The 14,641-nt window shown below is 65.1% G+C and carries 14 protein-coding genes; 12 read left to right on the top strand and 2 right to left on the bottom strand.

Features of this window, described 5'->3' with window-relative positions; genetic code table 11:
* The first annotated feature begins 13 nt into the window (after positions 1-13).
* The 8 genes from IB274_RS00155 to murB all read left to right on the top strand — a co-directional run bounded on the left by IB274_RS00155 (position 14) and on the right by murB (position 6,876).
* Positions 14-2,224 carry a DNA internalization-related competence protein ComEC/Rec2 gene (locus IB274_RS00155; RefSeq protein WP_192430888.1) on the top strand — a complete coding sequence of 737 codons (2,211 nt, stop codon included), beginning with the start codon at positions 14-16 and terminating at the stop codon, positions 2,222-2,224.
* Positions 2,225-2,295: 71 nt separating this feature from the next.
* The gene (locus tag IB274_RS00150; RefSeq protein WP_192430140.1) at positions 2,296-2,931 is read left to right on the top strand and encodes a MotA/TolQ/ExbB proton channel family protein; all 636 of its coding nucleotides are present in this window, start codon (positions 2,296-2,298) and stop codon (positions 2,929-2,931) included.
* On the top strand, positions 2,928-3,377 hold the full coding sequence (locus tag IB274_RS00145; protein WP_045211644.1) for an ExbD/TolR family protein: 450 nt from the start codon (positions 2,928-2,930) through the stop codon (positions 3,375-3,377). Before IB274_RS00150 ends, IB274_RS00145 begins: the two co-directional genes overlap by 4 nt.
* On the top strand, positions 3,377-4,375 hold the full coding sequence (lpxK, locus tag IB274_RS00140; RefSeq protein WP_192430139.1) for a tetraacyldisaccharide 4'-kinase: 999 nt from the start codon (positions 3,377-3,379) through the stop codon (positions 4,373-4,375). The genes IB274_RS00145 and lpxK overlap by 1 nt, the downstream gene beginning before the upstream one ends.
* 66 nt (positions 4,376-4,441) lie before the next feature.
* Complete coding sequence (locus tag IB274_RS00135) at positions 4,442-4,627, top strand: Trm112 family protein (protein WP_081519465.1); 186 nt, start codon at positions 4,442-4,444, stop codon at positions 4,625-4,627.
* A gap of 4 nt (positions 4,628-4,631) precedes the next feature.
* Positions 4,632-5,396 carry a 3-deoxy-manno-octulosonate cytidylyltransferase gene (gene kdsB / locus IB274_RS00130; protein WP_192430138.1) on the top strand — a complete coding sequence of 255 codons (765 nt, stop codon included), beginning with the start codon at positions 4,632-4,634 and terminating at the stop codon, positions 5,394-5,396.
* The gene (locus IB274_RS00125; protein ID WP_192430137.1) at positions 5,396-5,860 is read left to right on the top strand and encodes a low molecular weight protein-tyrosine-phosphatase; all 465 of its coding nucleotides are present in this window, start codon (positions 5,396-5,398) and stop codon (positions 5,858-5,860) included. Before kdsB ends, IB274_RS00125 begins: the two co-directional genes overlap by 1 nt.
* Positions 5,857-6,876, top strand: a complete 1,020-nt coding sequence (gene murB, locus IB274_RS00120) for a UDP-N-acetylmuramate dehydrogenase (protein ID WP_192430136.1) — start codon at positions 5,857-5,859, stop codon at positions 6,874-6,876. Before IB274_RS00125 ends, murB begins: the two co-directional genes overlap by 4 nt.
* Positions 6,877-6,937: 61 nt before the next feature.
* On the opposite strand, the gene rne is transcribed toward murB, so the two are convergent.
* Positions 6,938-10,123: a ribonuclease E gene (gene rne, locus IB274_RS00115; RefSeq protein ID WP_192430135.1), complete on the bottom strand. Its 3,186-nt coding sequence runs from the start codon at positions 10,121-10,123 to the stop codon at positions 6,938-6,940.
* Positions 10,124-10,713: 590 nt separating this feature from the next.
* On the opposite strand from rne, the gene rluC reads away from it, so the two are divergent.
* The 3 genes from rluC to sppA are packed head-to-tail and all read left to right on the top strand — an operon-like array spanning position 10,714 to position 13,344.
* A complete protein-coding gene (gene rluC / locus IB274_RS00110) occupies positions 10,714-11,670 on the top strand; it encodes a 23S rRNA pseudouridine(955/2504/2580) synthase RluC (RefSeq protein ID WP_192430134.1) in 957 nt (318 codons plus the stop codon).
* Positions 11,663-12,349: an HAD-IA family hydrolase gene (locus tag IB274_RS00105; RefSeq protein ID WP_192430133.1), complete on the top strand. Its 687-nt coding sequence runs from the start codon at positions 11,663-11,665 to the stop codon at positions 12,347-12,349. The genes rluC and IB274_RS00105 overlap by 8 nt, the downstream gene beginning before the upstream one ends.
* Positions 12,349-13,344, top strand: coding sequence for a signal peptide peptidase SppA (sppA, locus tag IB274_RS00100; protein ID WP_192430132.1), 996 nt, complete (start codon positions 12,349-12,351; stop codon positions 13,342-13,344). Before IB274_RS00105 ends, sppA begins: the two co-directional genes overlap by 1 nt.
* A gap of 70 nt (positions 13,345-13,414) precedes the next feature.
* On the opposite strand, the gene IB274_RS00095 is transcribed toward sppA, so the two are convergent.
* Positions 13,415-13,993, bottom strand: coding sequence for a Maf family protein (locus tag IB274_RS00095; RefSeq protein ID WP_192430131.1), 579 nt, complete (start codon positions 13,991-13,993; stop codon positions 13,415-13,417).
* 112 nt (positions 13,994-14,105) lie between these two features.
* Here IB274_RS00095 and IB274_RS00090 point away from each other — a divergent pair, with 112 nt between their 5' ends.
* Positions 14,106-14,636 carry a YceD family protein gene (locus IB274_RS00090; RefSeq protein WP_192430130.1) on the top strand — a complete coding sequence of 177 codons (531 nt, stop codon included), beginning with the start codon at positions 14,106-14,108 and terminating at the stop codon, positions 14,634-14,636.
* Positions 14,637-14,641: the final 5 nt, after the last annotated feature.

Raw genomic sequence — 14,641 nt, 5'->3', positions numbered from 1 at the left:
GCCTCGTACAGGGATGTTCGCGCTGGCCCTGGGGTTGCTGGCGCTGCGCTGGATGCCGGCGCTGCCATCCGGCTGGGTTCTGCTGCTTCTCGCGCTGGTCGCGCTGCCGTTGTTGTTCACTCGCGGCTATTTCGTCGGCCTGTTCCTGCTCGGTTTCGCCTGGGCCTGCCAGTCGGCGCAGTGGGCGCTGGATGATCGTCTGGCGCTGGAGCTGGACGGCCGTACGCTATGGCTGGAGGGCAGGGTAGAGGGCCTGCCGGATCGCTCCGGGCCATCGGTGCGTTTCCAGCTCGCCGAGGTCTCCAGCCCTCGCGCGAAGGTCCCTGCCACGCTGCGTCTGTCCTGGTTCGGCGGGCCGCCGGTGGAGGGCGGCGAGCGCTGGCGGCTCGCCGTGAAACTCAAGCGTCCCCACGGCATGGCCAATGGCGCGGGGTTCGATTACGAAGCCTGGCTTACCGCCCAGCGCATCGGCGCTACCGGCAGCGTGAAGGACGGGCAGCGCCTGGAAGCTTCCGGCGGCCCGCGCGCTTGGCGCGAAGCCTGGCGGCAACGACTGCTGGTGGTGGATGCCCATGGGCGCTCCGGGGCGCTCGCCGCGCTGGTGCTGGGCGATGCGTCCGGGCTGACCACGGCGGACTGGCAAGTCCTGCAGGACACCGGAACCCTGCACCTGATGGTGATCTCCGGCTCGCACATCTCGCTGCTGGCCGGCCTGCTCTATGCACTGGTCGCTGGCCTGGCGCGCTTCGGTTGTTGGCCGGCGCGAGTCCCGTGGTTGCCCTCTGCCTGCCTGCTGGCCGCAAGCGGCGCCTGGGCCTACAGCCTGATGGCGGGATTCGAGGTGCCGTTGGCGCGCGCCTGCGTCATGGTCTCCATCGTCCTGTTGTGGCGTCTGTGCTATCGCCATCGGGGCCTGTGGACGCCCTTGCTCGGCGCCTTGCTGGCGGTGCTGCTGGTCGAGCCGCTGGTGGTGCTGTTGCCGGGCTTCTGGCTGTCCTATGCGGCGGTGGCGCTGCTGATCTACGGTTTTTCGGGACGGCTGGGACGCTGGACCGCCTTGCGCACCTGGCTGCGCGCGCAATGGCTGATGGCGGTGGGGCTGCTGCCGGCGTCCATCGCACTGGGTTTGCCGCTGAGTGTGTCTGGCGTGGTCGCCAACCTGATCGCCGTGCCATGGGTCGAGTTGGTCGTCGTGCCGATGGCGCTGCTGGGGAGCCTGACGCTTGGCGTGCCATGGCTGGGCGAGGGGCTGCTCTGGGTGTCGGGCGGACTGCTGGAGTTGCTGTTCCGCCTGCTGGGCTGGATGGCCGAGCTGGCGCCCGCCTGGCAGCCGGTAGCCGCCCCCGTCTTGGCCGTGGCGCTGGCGATGCTGGGGGCGCTCCTGCTGCTTGCGCCGGCCGGCGTGCCATTGCGTGCGCTGGGGCTGGCAATGTTCCTGCCGGTCTTCTGGCCGACCGTCCCGTTGCCCGCACCGGGCACGGCCGAGATCCGCGTGCTGGACGTGGGGCAGGGGCTTTCAGTGCTGATCCGCACGCGCAGCCAGGTCTGGCTCTACGACACCGGGGCGCGCAACGGCGAATTCGACATCGGTGAGCGTGTGGTCGTACCGACGCTGCGTAGCCTGGGTATCGGGCGGCTGGATAGGCTGATGCTCAGTCACGCGGACAACGACCATGCCGGCGGCGCCGCAGCGGTAAAGCGCTCGCTGCGGCCGGCTCAGGTCATCAGCGGCGAGCCCGATCGCCTGCCGCAGGAACTGCAGGCGCGTCCCTGTCGAATCGAAGAGTGGCAGGTCGATGGCGTTCGCTTCTCCAGCTGGGCCTGGGCGGGCGCCGGGGAAAGCAACGACCGTTCCTGCGCGCTGGAAGTCGAAGCCAACGGCGAACGCATCCTGCTGACCGGCGACCTGCCACGACCCGCCGAGCTGGCCTGGCTGGCCGCGCATCCGGGGGAGCGTATCGACTGGCTGCTGGCCGGCCATCACGGCAGCCGCAGTTCCTCCGGACCGGCCTTCCTGCGGGCGATCAGGCCGACGACGGCGATCATCTCCCGTGGCGCTAACAATCCCTACGGCCATCCGCACCCGTCGGTCGTCGAGCGCTTCCGCGCGCTGGGCATCAGGATTCAGGATACGGCGGAGCAGGGCGCACTGACCCTGACGCTCGGTGCCCATGGCGAGGTCCGGGGAGTGCGGGAAGGCGCACATTTCTGGCAGGAAAATTGAGCCTCGGGCGGTCGGCTCGCCACGGCCCCTGTGCTAGAGTGGCGCCACTTTTTTTCAGGGGATTCACCACTGTGTGGGAACTGGTCAAAGCTGGCGGCTGGATGATGCTGCCGATCTTGCTGAGCTCCATCGCTGCCATGGCGATCGTCGCCGAACGTCTCTGGACCCTGCGCTTGAGCCGTGTGGCCCCGCCGCAGCTGCTCGGCCAGGTGTGGAAGCAGATCAAGGACAAGAAGATGAACAGCCAGGTCCTGAAGGACCTGCGCGCGTCTTCCCCGCTGGGTGAAATCCTCGCGGCTGGCCTGGCCAACTCCAAGCACGGTCGCGAGATCATGAAGGAGTGCATCGAGGAAGCCGCCTCCCGCGTCATCCACGAGCTGGAGCGCTACCTCAACGCCCTGGGAACCATCGCTGCCATGGCGCCGCTACTTGGCTTGCTGGGTACCGTGTTCGGCATGATCCAGATCTTCAGCGCCTTCATGGGCGACGGCATGGCCAATGCGCCGATGCTCGCTGGCGGTATCTCCAAGGCCCTGATCACCACCGCGGCTGGCCTGATCGTGGCGATCCCGGCGGTGTTCTTCCATCGCTACCTGCTGCGCCGCGTCGATGAACTGGTCATCGCCATGGAGCAGGAAGCCATCAAGCTGGTGGAAGTGACCCAGGGCGATCGCGAAGTCGACTTTGTCGAGGAAGGCAAAGCGTGAAATTCCGCCGCAGAGCGGGCGGAGCGGCCCGCGAGGACGTCTTCATCAACCTGGCGTCGCTGATCGACGTGATCTTCGTGTTGCTGCTGTTCTTCGTGGTTGCCACCTCGTTCACCAAGCCTTCGCAGCTCAAGGTCGAACTGCCTGAGGCGGTCAGCGGCACGCCGCCCGAAGCCACCGAGATCAAGCAGCTGGAAATCTCCATCAGCCTCGAAGGTCACTACGCGCTGAACGGCCAGAGCCTGGCGCGCGACGACCTGGAAAACCTGATGAACGCCATGCAGCGTGAATCCGCCGGCGACAACAGCCTGCCGGTGGTGATCACCGCCGACGGCAAGGTGGACTACCAGTCCGTGGTCACCGCGATGGATGCCGCCGGCAAGCTGGGCTTCACCCACCTGCGCATCACCACCATCGAGTCCCGGGCGGACAAGAAGACCCCCTGATGGCGTTCTCCGATCGCCTGCTCGACGCCTGGTACAAGGGCCACCCGGCCCTCGCCCTGCTCAGGCCGCTCGAACTGCTCTACCGGCGCGTCGCCCAGGGCCGCCGGCAGGACTTCCTCTCCGGCGCCAAGCCGGCCTACCGCGCCCCGGTACCGATCATCGTGGTCGGCAACATTACGGTGGGTGGCACCGGCAAGACACCGATGATCCTCTGGCTGATCGAACACTGCCGCGCCCGTGGATTGAAGGTCGGTGTGGTCAGCCGTGGCTATGGCGCCAAGCCGCCGCAGACGCCCTGGCGCGTGCGCGCCGAGCAATCGGCGGCCCAGGCGGGCGACGAGCCGCTGATGATCGTGCGTCGCAGTGGCGTGCCGCTGATGATCGACCCGGACCGCTCCAGTGCCGTGCGCGCGCTGCTGGCCGAAGAGCCACTGGACCTGATCCTCTGTGATGACGGCCTGCAACATTACCGGCTGGCCCGCGACCTGGAACTGGTGCTGATCGACGCCGCCCGTGGCCTGGGCAACGGCCGCTGCCTGCCCGCCGGGCCGTTGCGCGAACCCGCCGAGCGACTGTCCGAAGTCGACGCCGTGCTGCACAACGGTGCGCCGTCCGATCCGTCCGGCGCCTTCTCCTTCGTCCTGCGACCGGCTGCCCTGGTCAACCTGGCCAGCGGTGAGCGGCGTGGCGTCGAGCACTTCCCCAGTGGTCAGTCGCTGCATGCACTGGCCGGGATCGGCAACCCGCAGCGTTTCTTCGCAACGCTCGAGGCGCTAAACTGGCGGCCGATTCCGCATCCCTTCCCCGACCATGCGGCCTACACCGCCGAGCAGCTGCGCTTCACGCCGGAACTGCCGCTGGTCATGACCGAGAAGGACGCGGTGAAATGCCGGTCCTTCGCCGCGCCCGACTGGTGGTACCTCGCCGTCGAAGCGCAGCCGTCGCCGGCCTTCGTCGCCTGGTTCGACGTTCAGCTCGAGCGCCTGCTCGTCCGCTGATCCGCCGTCGCAACCCGGTGCCGTCCGCATTCAAATTGTTCGCTGTTCAAGCTCAAGGAACGCACCATGGACCCGAAACTCCTCGATATCCTCGCCTGTCCGCTGTGCAAGGGCCCGCTCAAGCTCACCGATGATAAGTCCGAGCTGATCTGCAAGACCGACGGCCTGGCCTACCCGGTGCGCGACGGCATCCCGGTGATGCTCGAAGGCGAGGCGCGTACCCTGAACGTCGACGAGCGTCTGGACAAGTAACGCCATGACCCAGGCCTACACCGTCGTCATTCCCGCCCGCTTCGCCTCCACCCGCCTGCCCGGCAAGCCGCTGCAGGACATCGCCGGAAAGCCGATGATCCAGCACGTCTGGGCGCAGGCCGGCAAAAGCTCGGCCACCCAGGTGGTGGTCGCCACCGACGATGCGCGCATCTTCGATGCCTGCCAGGGCTTCGGCGCCCAGGTGGTGCTGACCCGCGCCGACCACAACTCCGGCACCGACCGCCTGGCGGAAGTTGCCGACGCCCTGGGCCTGGCCGACGATGCCATCGTGGTCAACGTGCAGGGCGACGAGCCGCTGGTGCCGCCGTCGATCATCGACCAGGTGGCCGCCAACCTTGCGGCGCACCCGGAAGCAGGCATCGCCACCCTGTGTGAGGAAATCCACGATCCGGCCGCGCTGTTCAACCCGAACATCGTTAAGGTGGTCAGCGACAAGAACGGCCTGGCCCTGACCTTCAGCCGCGCCACGCTGCCCTGGGCGCGCGACGCCTTCGCGGTGGATCGCGAAAGCTTGCCGGCCAACGTGCCGTACCGCCGCCACATCGGCATCTACGCCTACCGTGCGCGCTTCCTGCGCGATTTCGTGGCCTGGGGCCCGTGCTGGCTGGAAGACACCGAGTGCCTGGAGCAGCTGCGCGCGCTCTGGCATGGCGTGCGCATCCACGTGGCTGACGCCTTGGAATCGCCGCAAGCCGGCGTCGATACCCCGGAAGACCTGGAGCGCGTCCGGCGCATCCTGGGGGGCTGATGAAGGTTCTGTTCGTCTGCCTGGGCAACATCTGCCGCTCGCCCACCGCCGAAGGCGTATTCCGCCACAAGGTCCGCGAAGCGAGCCTGGAGAATCGCATCGAGATCGATTCGGCTGGCACCGGCGACTGGCACGTCGGCAAGGCGCCGGACGCGCGGACCCGCGCTGCCGCGCTGCGCCGTGGCTATGACCTGTCGGGCCTGCGGGCGCGACAGGTCAGCGTCGCCGACTTCTCCCGCTACGATCTGGTCCTGGCGATGGACAACGCCAACCTGCGCGACCTCAAGCATCTTCGCGGCAGCAGCGGCAAGGCGGAGCTGGACCTGTTCCTGCGCCGCTACGAGCTGGAAGTCGACGAAGTCCCCGACCCGTATTACGGCGGCGAAGACGGTTTCGAGCAGGTGCTGGACCTGGTGGAAAGGGCCTGCGACGGCCTGCTGACGGAAGTGAAGGGGCGCCTGTGACGCTGCAACTGCAAGAACGCGTTTCCCTCAAGCCCTACAACACCTTCGGTGTCGAAGTCGCGGCGCGCTGGTTCGCCCAGGCCCACGACGATGCTGAGGTGCGCGCCGGTATCGCCGCCGCAGCAGCAAAGGGCCTGCCGCTGATGGTGATCGGTGGCGGCAGCAACCTGTTGCTGACCCGTGACGTCGAGGCGCTGGTGCTGCGCATGGCTTCCCGTGGCGTGCGTGTCGTCAGTGACGACGGCGAGCGCGTGGTAGTCGAGGCGGAGGCTGGCGAGGTATGGGATGACTTCGTGCGCTGGACCCTCGCCCAGGGTTTCGGCGGGCTAGAGAACCTCAGCCTGATTCCCGGCACCGTCGGCGCAGCTCCGATGCAGAACATCGGCGCCTATGGCGTCGAGATCAAGGACGTGTTCGCCGGCCTGACCGCGCTGGATCGCGAGAGCGGCGATCTGCGCGAGTTCGGCCTGGAAGACTGCGCCTTTGCCTACCGCGAAAGTCGGTTCAAGCGTGAGCCGGGCCGTTGGCTGATCCTGCGGGTGCGCTTCGCGCTGAGCCGCATCGCGAAACTGCATCTGGACTACGGTCCAGTGCGCCAGCGTCTGGCAGAGGAGGGCGTCACTGCGCCGACACCGGCCGATGTTTCGCGGGCGATCTGTGCAATTCGCCGTGAGAAGCTCCCGGACCCGGCGGTGCTGGGCAATGCCGGCAGCTTCTTCAAGAACCCGGTGGTCTCCGTGACTCTGGCCGATGCGCTGCGCCAGCAGTACAGCGACCTGGTGGCCTATCCGCAGGGCGATGGGCAGATGAAGCTGGCCGCCGGCTGGCTGATCGACAAGGCTGGCTGGAAAGGCTTCCGCGAGGGTCCGGTGGGTGTCCATGCCCAGCAGGCGTTGGTACTGGTGAACTACGGCGGCGCCACCGGGATGCAGCTGCATGCACTGGCTCGGCGTATCCATGACGATATCCAGCAGCGCTTCGGCGTGGAGTTGGAGATGGAGCCGAATCTCTACTGAGGTGCTTCGGACATGAAGAAGGGGATGCCGTTGGCATCCCCTTTTTCAGATCAGGAAGCTATCAGCTGTGGTGTTTTTCCACCACGGTGCCTTGTTCTTCCTCGGTCTTCTCGGCTTTGTCGCCTTCAGCCTGTTCGGCAGCCGGTTGCTCGGTGGCTTCAACGGCTTCGTTCACGACTTCGGCTTCGACGGCCTCGACAGTGACTTCAGCAGCTGGCTCGACCACGACTTCGGCTTCCACGGCAGCGGCTTCTTCAACCACGGCTTCGACGGCCGGAGCCTGCTCTACCTGCGGAGCGGCGGCTGCGGCAGCAGCGGCTTCGCGAGCAGCACGCTCCTGGCGACGACGCTCGCGCGGGTCGTTGGAGGCGCGGCCGGTGGCGTTGGCCGGAACGGCCGGAGCTTCTTCGGCAGCAGTCGCAGCGGCAGCCGGAGCTTCCTCGGCAACTACAGCTTCTACCTGAGGCTCTTCGACCAGCTGGGCGACGGCTTCGATCACGGTTTCAGCAGCTGGAGCCGACGCTTCTTCCGCAACCACCGGCTCGGCGGCAGCCACTTCAACGATCTCGCTGGCAGCACCTACCGGCTCGGCAGCCTGCTCGGCGGGCTTGGCCAGGAACTCGATGGTCTGCTCGAGGGCGCTTTCGGTGCGTACGGCTTCAACCACGCCGGACTCCAGCGGCTGGGCCTCGACCTGAGCCTGGGCAGCGGGCTGCTCCTGCTCGGCGGCGGCTTCAGCAACGGCTACAGCGGTAGCGGCGGCAGCGACCATGGCGGCAGGCGACGGGGTGTCGGAAGCAGCCTGTTCGGCAGTGCCTTCGGCATTCACTTCGCCTTCGGCGCCTTCAACACCATCCACACCGGCTTCACGCTGGCGCTCGCGGCGGTTGCTGCGGCGACGCTGGCCACGGGAGCGGCGACGCGGACGCTCGTCGTCCGACCCTTCGTCGTCCTGTTGATCCAGCAACTCCTCGTTCGGCAGCTCTTCGGCTTCCAGGGCGGCGGCATCGCGAGCCGGACGGTCTTCGCGCGGCTGACGCTCTTCGCGGGGCTGGCGCTCGGCGCGCTCACTGCGAGGTTGACGCTCTTCGCGCGGCTGGCGTTCTTCACGCGGTTGACGCTCGGTGCGCTCGCCACGCTCTTCGCGGGGCTGACGCTCCTCGCGCGGCTGGCGCTCGGCGCGCTCTTCACGCGGCTGACGCTCTTCACGCGGTTGACGTTCGGCGCGCTCTTCACGCGGCTGGCGTTCCTCGCGAGGTTGACGCTCGGCACGCTCTTCGCGCGGCTGGCGTTCTTCGCGGGGCTGACGCTCGGCGCGCTCTTCACGCGGCTGACGCTCTTCGCGAGCCGCGCGCTCAGTGCGCTCACCGCGCTCGTCGCGGCGACCACGTTCTTTACGCTCGTCATCACGACGACCGCCATCGCGACCGTCACGGCGACGGTTCTGCTGACGGCCATTGCGACGCTCGCCCTGACCTTCGCTGCGCTCGGTGGCGGGCTTCTCGGCGGCAACCGGGGTCGGCTCCGGCTTGCTGCCGGCGAACAGGCCTACCAGCGACTTCACCAGCCCCTGGAACAGGCTCGGCTCAGGCATGGGCTTGGTAGCTTCGACGGCGGCCGGTGCTGCGGCGGCAGTCTGCTGCGGGGCAGGGGTTTGCGGGGAAACGGTCTTCACCGCGGCTTCCTGGCGAACCAGGGTGCGAGTGGCGCTGACCGGCTGGACTTCCTCGTGCTCTTCCGGGGCCATCTCGTAGCTGGCGTGGCCGGACAGCAATTCGGGGTTGTCGTCACGCAGGCGCTGGACTTCGAAGTGCGGGGTTTCCAGGTGGTCGTCCGGCAGGATGAAGATGCGCGCGCGGGTGCGCAGTTCGATCTTGGTGATGGCGTTGCGCTTCTCGTTGAGGAGGAAGGCGGCAACCTGGAACGGCACGCGCGCACGAACTTCGGCGGTGCGGTCCTTCAGGGCTTCTTCCTCGATCAGGCGCAGGATGGCCAGCGACAGGGATTCGACGTCACGGATGATGCCTTGGCCGTTGCAGCGCGGGCAGACGATGCCGCTGGTCTCGCCCAGGGACGGACGCAGGCGCTGGCGGGACATTTCCAGCAGACCGAAGCGCGAGATGCGGCCAACCTGTACGCGGGCGCGGTCGGCTTCCAGGGCTTCGCGGACGCGTTCTTCCACAGCGCGCTGGTTCTTCGCCGGGGTCATGTCGATGAAGTCGATGACGATCAGGCCGCCGATATCACGCAGACGCAGCTGGCGGGCGATTTCCTCGGCCGCTTCCAGGTTGGTCTGCAGGGCGGTTTCTTCGATGTCGCCGCCCTTGGTGGCTCGCGCCGAGTTGATGTCGATGGACACCAGGGCTTCGGTCGGGTCGATGACGATGGAGCCGCCCGACGGCAGCTTCACTTCGCGCTGGAAGGCGGTTTCAATCTGGCTCTCGATCTGGAAGCGGTTGAACAGCGGAACGCTGTCCTGGTACAGCTTCACCTTGCTCGCATACTGCGGCATGACCTGCTGGATGAAGTTCAGCGCTTCTTCCTGGGCGTCGAGGCTGTCGATCAGTACTTCGCCGATGTCCTGGCGCAGGTAGTCGCGGATGGCGCGGATGATGACGTTGCTTTCCTGGTAGATCAGGAAGGGGCCGCTGCGCTCGCCGGAGGCTTCCTTGATGGCGCCCCACAGTTGCAGCAGGTAGTCCAGGTCCCATTGCAGCTCTTCGGAGCTGCGGCCCAGGCCTGCGGTGCGGACGATCAGGCCCATGTCACCGGGAACGGTCAGGCCGTTCAGGGCTTCACGCAGTTCGTTGCGCTCTTCGCCCTCGATGCGGCGGGAGATGCCACCGGCACGCGGGTTGTTGGGCATGAGTACGAGGTAACGGCCGGCGAGGCTGATGAAGGTGGTCAGGGCGGCGCCCTTGTTGCCACGTTCTTCTTTCTCGACCTGGACGATGACTTCCTGGCCTTCGCTCAGGACGTCCTTGATGTTGATGCGGCCTTCAGGATTCTTCTTGAAGTACTCGCGGGAGATTTCCTTGAGGGGGAGGAAGCCGTGGCGTTCGGCGCCGAAGTCGACGAATGCGGCCTCGAGGCTCGGCTCGATGCGGGTGATACGGCCTTTGTAGATGTTGGCCTTTTTCTGTTCGCGCGCGCCGGACTCGATGTCCAGGTCGAACAGGCGTTGGCCGTCTACCAGCGCTACACGCAACTCTTCGGGTTGAGTTGCGTTGATCAGCATTCTTTTCATGTAGTACCAATGGTTTCCGGGGCCACCGGAAACGGCGATCGGCACACACGACTCTCACGGTCGGTGCTAAGGCACGTACTCAGGAACGGCGGACCATTCCAGTGTCCAGCGGCAGCAGGATAAATCTGCTGTGCCGCGACTACGTTTCCTGCTTGTCGAGTAAGAACAAGCACTCATCAGGAGGAGGAATTAGCTGTCAGATGCGGACGATAAGTGCGTCTACGTTCAAGGCATGCGTTCAAGGTATGAACGCAACGCAATCCGACAGTTGTGCATCTCCACCCTGCACATTTCCCTAAGAGCCGGGTGCCACTCGCTGAATCCGGGAGCGGGGTTGGCTTTTATCACGGCGACATTGGCTGCCGTGGTCATGTCTGAAGGCCTGGGTTTCGAGGCGCTGTCGGCGCGAGAGTCGCTCGGGCCGTTGCAACGCTTCCGGGGACTGCCTCGTGTCCATTCAATGTGTTTGCAGGCGGTTGGGGATGGCGATTACGCGATCATCCGCAGGCCTGGCCACTTTTGGCGGCCTCCCGAATATAGCAGCAATGATTAAGTGCTTCAATTGAATGAAAAATTGTTATCATGTACGGATGACAAATCCCGCCCCTCCGACTTCCGGCGTCCAGCTGCTTGAAGTCGCGCCGGAGTATGCCGGCCAACGAATCGACAATTTCCTCCGTACTCAGCTCAAGGGCGTGCCCAAGACGCTGATCTATCGCATCCTGCGCAAGGGCGAAGTCCGGGTGAATAAAGGACGCATCAAACCCGAGTACAAGCTCCAGGTGGGCGATGTGATACGCGTTCCGCCGCTGCGTCTGGCTGAACGCGACGAGCCGGTGCCGTTGGCCCAGGGCCTGCTGGAGCGGCTGGAAGCCGCCATCGTCTACGAAGACAAGGCGCTGATCGTGGTGAACAAGCCCACCGGAATCGCTGTCCATGGCGGCAGCGGTCTGAACTACGGCGTTATCGAGGCGTTCCGCCAGCTGCGGCCGGAGTGCAAAGACCTAGAGCTGGTGCATCGTTTGGATCGCGATACTTCCGGCCTGTTGATGATTGCCAAGAAGCGCAGCATGTTGCGCCATCTGCACGACGCCCTGCGTGGCGAGCGCATCGTGGATAAGCGCTACCACGCCCTGGTACGCGGCAACTGGCCGGCGGCTAAGAAACAGATCGCCGTGCCGCTGCTCAAGAACAATCTGCGCTCCGGCGAGCGCGTGGTGGAAGTGAATCCAGAAGGCAAGGAAGCGCTGACCGAGTTCAAGGTGCTGCGACGCTTCGGTGACTTCGCCACGCTGGTCGAGGCGCGTCCGATCACCGGTCGCACTCACCAGATCCGTGTGCACGCCAAGCACGCTGGCCATTCCATTGCCGGCGACCCCAAGTACGGCGACGAGGATTTCTCCCGCGAAATCCGCGAGCTGGGCGGCAAGCGTCTGTTCCTGCACTCGGCCTACCTGCGCGTACCGTTGCCTGATGGCGGTGTGCTGGAGCTCGAAGCGCCGGTGGACGAAGTCTGGCTGCGCACCGTGGAGCGCCTGGATGCGTGAGTATTCCCTGCTGATCTTCGATTGGGATGGCACGCTGGTGGATTCCATCGGTCGTATCGTCGAGGCAATGCGAGTGGCGGCGGTGGGCTCCGGTCTTCCGGAGCGCAGCGATGCGGCGATCAAGGGCATCATCGGCCTGGGCCTGCCGGAAGCTATCCAGACGCTGTACCCGGAGGTAGAGGATGGCGAGCCGCTTGATCGCTTCCGGCTTGATTACGGAAGCCACTACCTGAGCCTGGAAGTGCAGCCTTCGCCGCTGTTCCCGGGCGTGGCTGAGGCGATGGCGGAATTTCGCAGCGCCGGTTACCAGTTGGCGGTCGCTACCGGGAAGAATCGTCGCGGGCTGGATCGCGTGCTGGCGGGGCAAGGTTGGACGAATTTCTTCGATATCACCCGCGCCGCCGATGAATCGGCGAGCAAGCCGGACCCGCGCATGCTGCACGAGATTCTCGAGCATTGCCGGGCCGACGCGCGTGATGCGCTGATGGTGGGCGATTCGCCTTTCGATCTGGAAATGGCGCGCCGCGCCGGCATGGATTCGGTGGCGGTGGGCTATGGTGCTCAGTCGCTGGAGATCCTTCGGGAGTATGCTCCGGCGCTGGAAGTGAATCATTTCAACGAATTGCGCGCCTGGCTCGCCGGGCGTTCGGTCAAACCGGTGCTCGAGGTAGGCAACTGATGTCGGATGAATGGAAGGCGGACGATAGCAAGGCTGCGCAAACCACGGCGGGTAACGACAAGAGCTGGAAGTTGCTGGAGAAGGCCGTGCTGGCTGGCGTCCAGGAACAGCGCCGGTCCCGTCGCTGGGGTATCTTCTTCAAATTGCTGACATTCGTTTATCTGTTCGGCGCGTTGGCGCTGTTCAGCCCCTTCGGTGGTTTGTCCAAATCCGCATCGCGCAGTGCCAGCCATACAGCACTGATCGAAGTGAAAGGCATGATCGCCGACAATGAGTCGGCCAGTGCCGACAACATCGTTGGCGCGCTGCGTTCCGCGTTCGAGGACACCGGCACCAAGGGCATCGTTTTGCGTATCAACAGCCCGGGTGGCAGCCCGGTGCAGTCCGGCTATGTCTACGATGAAATCAAGCGCCTGCGCGGTGAGCATCCGGATATCAAGGTCTACGCGGTCATCAGCGACCTGGGGGCTTCGGGTGCCTATTACATCGCCAGCGCGGCCGACGAGATCTACGCGGATAAGGCCAGCCTGGTCGGTTCCATCGGTGTGACGGCGGCGACCTTCGGTTTCGTCGGCACCATGGAAAAGCTGGGTGTGGATCGTCGCATCTATACCTCGGGCGAGCACAAGGCGTTCCTCGATCCGTTCCAGCCGCAGAAGGCGGATGAAACCGCCTTCTGGCAGCGGGTGCTGGATACCACTCACAAGCAATTCATCGATGTGGTGAAGAAGGGGCGTGGCAATCGCCTGAAGGACAAGGACCATCCCGAGCTGTTCTCCGGCCTGATCTGGTCCGGCGAGCAGGCACTGCAACTAGGTCTGATCGACGGTCTGGGCAGCTCCAGCTACGTGGCGCGCGAGATCATCAAGGAAAAGGAAATCGTGGACTACACCGTCCAGGAAACGGCCTTCGACCGCTTCACCAAGAAGCTGGGCGCGAGCGTCGCCGAGCGCATGGCGATGTGGATGGGCTGGCAGGGTCCAGTCCTGCGCTGAGTGCGCTTCCTTATATAAGGAAGGAAAAGGCTCGGCGATTGCCGGGCCTTTTCGTTTCAGGCTTTCCAGGTCAGGGGATTTGTACCTGTTCGGCAAGCAGCATATCCACCAGGCGAATAAGCGGCAGGCCGACCAGGCTGGTGGCGTCTTCGCCTTCGGTGGAGCGGAACAGGCTGACGCCCAGGCCTTCGGCCTTGAAGCTGCCGGCGCAGTCGAAGGGTTGTTCGGCTTCCAGGTAGCGGCGAATGCGTGCTTCGTCGAGGTCACGGAAGTGCACGGTGAAAGGCACGCAATCGATTTGGGTTTCGCCGCTCTGGCTATTGAGCAGGCAGAGCCCGGTGAGGAAGCTGACGCTCTTGCCGCTGGCGTCCTGCAGTTGCTCGGTCGCGCGCTCGATGCCATGGGGCTTGCCGAGGATCCGGTCGCCGTTTACCGCGGCTTGATCGGAGCCGATGATCAGGTGGGCGGGGTAGCGCTGGGCCAGGGCGCGGGCTTTGCTTTGCGCCAGTCGGCGTACCAGTTGGTCGGCGCTCTCGCCGGGCAGCGGGGTTTCGTCGATGTCGGGGCTGGCGCATTCGAACGGCAGGCGCAGGCGCTGCAGCAATTCGCGGCGGTAAGGCGAGCTGGAAGCAAGGATCAGGGGTAGCATGGAGAATTCCTTCGGAGCGTCACCGCGATTCTAGCGAAAAGGGCTGTCCATACAGCGGTTTATGGCTAATTTCCTTTGACAGCTTCGGGTGCATCCCTATAATGGCGCGCTTATGTTGAATGGACCGATACCACCTCACGTTGATCCGCGCAAATTGGTAGAGCGCGCCGCCACCCTCGAGGGTGTGCTGCCGATTGCCAAGATGGCACGTCTCAGCGAGCAACTGACCAGCAGTGATGGCGATGTTCACGCGAAGTTTTCCTTCTTCCGTGATCAGCAGAAGCTGGCGGTTATGCACGTCGAGCTCAATGGCGAGGTGAGCATGGTATGCCAGCGCTGTCTCGAGCCGACCAAATTCCATGTGGGTGGTGCGTACGATTACGTCATCATCCCGGAAGGCAAGTCGATCGATGATCTGCCCAGTGGCTACGATGCGTTGGAAGTGGGGGATGACCCCATCGACCTGACCTCGCTGGCTGAGGACGAGTTGCTGCTCGCCTTGCCCATCGTGCCGGTCCATGACCCTGAGGATTGCCAGCAGCCGGTGGGATACGCTACAGCGCCCGAACCGAGCGAGAACGTCGAAGAACGGCCCAATCCGTTCAGCGTACTGGCGCAGTTGAAGCGTGACCCAAACGTTTAGGAGTT

Origin of the sequence: Pseudomonas sp. PDM18 (assembly GCF_014852585.1) — a bacterium.
Classification (GTDB): Bacteria; Pseudomonadota; Gammaproteobacteria; order Pseudomonadales; family Pseudomonadaceae; genus Pseudomonas.
The sequence above is the reverse complement of the archived record's forward strand: the minus strand, read 5'-3'. Positions and strand labels throughout refer to the sequence as shown.

Excerpts from the sequence above, each read along its gene's own strand:
- IB274_RS00105 (WP_192430133.1), top strand. The coding sequence starts at position 11,663 with ATGCGTGAGTATTCCCTGCTGATCTTCGATTGGGATGGCACGCTGGTG.
- rne (WP_192430135.1), bottom strand. The coding sequence starts at position 10,123 with ATGAAAAGAATGCTGATCAACGCAACTCAACCCGAAGAGTTGCGTGTA.
- IB274_RS00090 (WP_192430130.1), top strand. The coding sequence starts at position 14,106 with ATGTTGAATGGACCGATACCACCTCACGTTGATCCGCGCAAATTGGTA.
- kdsB (WP_192430138.1), top strand. The coding sequence starts at position 4,632 with ATGACCCAGGCCTACACCGTCGTCATTCCCGCCCGCTTCGCCTCCACC.
- IB274_RS00095 (WP_192430131.1), bottom strand. The coding sequence starts at position 13,993 with ATGCTACCCCTGATCCTTGCTTCCAGCTCGCCTTACCGCCGCGAATTG.
- IB274_RS00155 (WP_192430888.1), top strand. The coding sequence starts at position 14 with ATGTTCGCGCTGGCCCTGGGGTTGCTGGCGCTGCGCTGGATGCCGGCG.
- IB274_RS00135 (WP_081519465.1), top strand. The coding sequence starts at position 4,442 with ATGGACCCGAAACTCCTCGATATCCTCGCCTGTCCGCTGTGCAAGGGC.
- rluC (WP_192430134.1), top strand. The coding sequence starts at position 10,714 with ATGACAAATCCCGCCCCTCCGACTTCCGGCGTCCAGCTGCTTGAAGTC.
- IB274_RS00125 (WP_192430137.1), top strand. The coding sequence starts at position 5,396 with ATGAAGGTTCTGTTCGTCTGCCTGGGCAACATCTGCCGCTCGCCCACC.
- lpxK (WP_192430139.1), top strand. The coding sequence starts at position 3,377 with ATGGCGTTCTCCGATCGCCTGCTCGACGCCTGGTACAAGGGCCACCCG.
- sppA (WP_192430132.1), top strand. The coding sequence starts at position 12,349 with ATGTCGGATGAATGGAAGGCGGACGATAGCAAGGCTGCGCAAACCACG.